Below are 2,087 nucleotides of genomic sequence, written 5' to 3' on the forward strand. Positions count from 1 at the left end.
CCGGGGACGCCGTCGGGGGGCCCGCCTACTGGCAGGTCCAGGACGACGAGGCCCGCGTGTGGGAGCTGATCGTCCAGCCTCGTCCCAAGCTCAAGAAGGGAGCGAGGGCGCGGGTCGTCGTCACCTATGGCGGCCAGACCACCCGGCCGGAGGACATCGAAGGCGCCCTCTACGGCTGGGTGACCACGCGCGACGGCGCCATGGTGGTGAGCGAACCCGAGGGCTCGATGACCTGGTACCCGGTCAGCGACCACCCGACGGACAAGGCCACCTACAGCTTCGAGATCACGGTGCCCAAGGGGAAGGTGGCGGTCGCCAACGGCCTGCCGGCACGGAAACCGATCACGAAGCACGGCCGGACCACGTGGTTCTGGGACGCCCCGGATCTGCAGGCCAGCTACCTGACGACCGCCTCTGTCGGCGACTACGAGCTGCGTTTCTCGAAGACGGACGACGGGCTGCCGATCATCGACGCCATCGACGACAGGCTCACGCCCGAGAATGCCGCCACCACAGATGCCAGCCTCAAACTGCAGCCGGACATGATCGCCTTCCTCGAGGAGACCTTCTCGCCGTACCCGTTCAACTCCTACGGCTCGATCGTGGACGACGACAGCGTCGGCTACGCGCTTGAGACGCAGACCCGGCCCGTGTACTCCAGGGTGGCCAGCGAGTCCACCGTCGTCCACGAACTCGCCCACCAGTGGTTCGGGAACGCCGTGAGCCCGGAGCGGTGGCAGGACATCTGGCTCAACGAGGGCTGGGCCACCTACGTCGAATGGCTATGGAGCGAGGACTCGGGCGGCGACTCGGCCCAGGCGAGCTTCGACGCCGTCATGGAGATCCCCGCCGACGACCCGTTCTGGGACCTGGCGATCGCCGACCCGGGCCCGCTCGGTCTCTTCAACGGGGCGGTGTATGACCGCGGCGCGGCGACCCTGCATGCTCTGCGGGCCGAGGTTGGCGACCAGGCGTTCTTCGAGGCCGCTCGGGAATGGCTGGAGCGCTACGACGACTCCACCGGCACCACGGAGGACTTCGAGGCGGTCTACGAGGAGGTGTCCGGCCAGGACCTCGACTCCTTCTTCGACGTGTGGCTGCGGACGCCCAGCAAGCCGACGATCTCGTGATACCGCCCCAAGCCATACCTCTGCGGCCGGGCCGCCGGAGGGTCCTCGACCGACCCCGTTCCGCGCGCCTGGAGAGGCCGTTGCCGCCATATCTTGCGGCATGACCGAGTCAGATCCGAAGGCGGACCTCCGTCGCTACCTGCAGGCCGCCCGCGAGGCGCTGGTGTGGAAGCTTGAAGGGCTGTCGGAGTACGACGCCCGCCGCCCAATGGTGCCGACCGGCACCAACCTGCTCGGGCTGGTCAAGCACGTAGCCAGCGTCGAGGCGGGGTACTTCGGCGAGACGTTCGGCCGGCCGTTCCCAGAGCCGCTGCCATGGCTGGACGAGGGTGCCGAACCCAATGCCGACATGTGGGCCACCGCCGAGGAGTCGCGGGAACAGATCGTTGGTCTGTACCACCGTGTCTGGGCGCACTCGGACGCCACGATCGACACGCTGGCGCTGGATGCCGTCGGCAAGGTGCCGTGGTGGCCTCGGGAGCGGCGCGAGGTCACGCTGCAACGGATCCTCGTGCACATGATCGCCGAGACCCATCGGCACGCCGGCCACGCCGACATCGTCCGGGAGCTCATCGACGGCGCGGCCGGGCTGCGGGAAGGCAACGACAACCTGGCGCCGGGCGATCAGGCCTGGTGGGAGCGCTACCGCAGTCGGTTGGAGCGTGCCGCGCGGGAGGCCGGCTCGGCCTGAGCCCGTCCCGTCCCGGCCTCGACTCCTCACCGGCGCCGGTGGTCTAGGTCTTGGCCGCCATGGGTAAGGAAGGCGTCTCAGGACCGCGCCGCACGCTCAGGACGGCGGTTGACGATGTCGCCGGAACGCATCTCGATCCTGGTGCTCGGGCTGATCTTCGTGATCGCCACCGTCCTGCCGGTCAACATCGGGGTGCTGGCGTTCGCGGCGGCCTTCCTGGTCGGCACCGTGGTCGCCGACCAGTCCACCGACGACATCATCGCCGG

Annotated in this window: 3 protein-coding genes; all 3 read left to right on the forward strand. The window is 69.0% G+C overall.

The window, feature by feature from the left end; genetic code table 11:
• Positions 1–1,130, forward strand: a 1,130-nt coding sequence (locus tag VF468_01065; protein ID HEX5876913.1) for a M1 family metallopeptidase, incomplete at its 5' end; no start/stop codon positions are given.
• 100 nt (positions 1,131–1,230) lie between these two features.
• Positions 1,231–1,821 (forward strand): DinB family protein, encoded by a 591-nt coding sequence (locus VF468_01070; GenBank protein HEX5876914.1) that lies wholly within the window; start codon positions 1,231–1,233, stop codon positions 1,819–1,821.
• Positions 1,822–1,935: 114 nt separating this feature from the next.
• The coding region (locus VF468_01075) for a hypothetical protein (protein ID HEX5876915.1) at positions 1,936–2,087 on the forward strand (152 nt) is incomplete at its 3' end.

The sequence above is a fragment of the Actinomycetota bacterium genome (genome assembly GCA_036280995.1).
Lineage (GTDB): Bacteria > Actinomycetota > CALGFH01 > CALGFH01 > CALGFH01 > CALGFH01.

Coding starts and splice junctions, on each gene's coding strand:
- VF468_01070 (HEX5876914.1), top strand. CDS start 1,231: ATGACCGAGTCAGATCCGAAGGCGGACCTCCGTCGCTACCTGCAGGCC.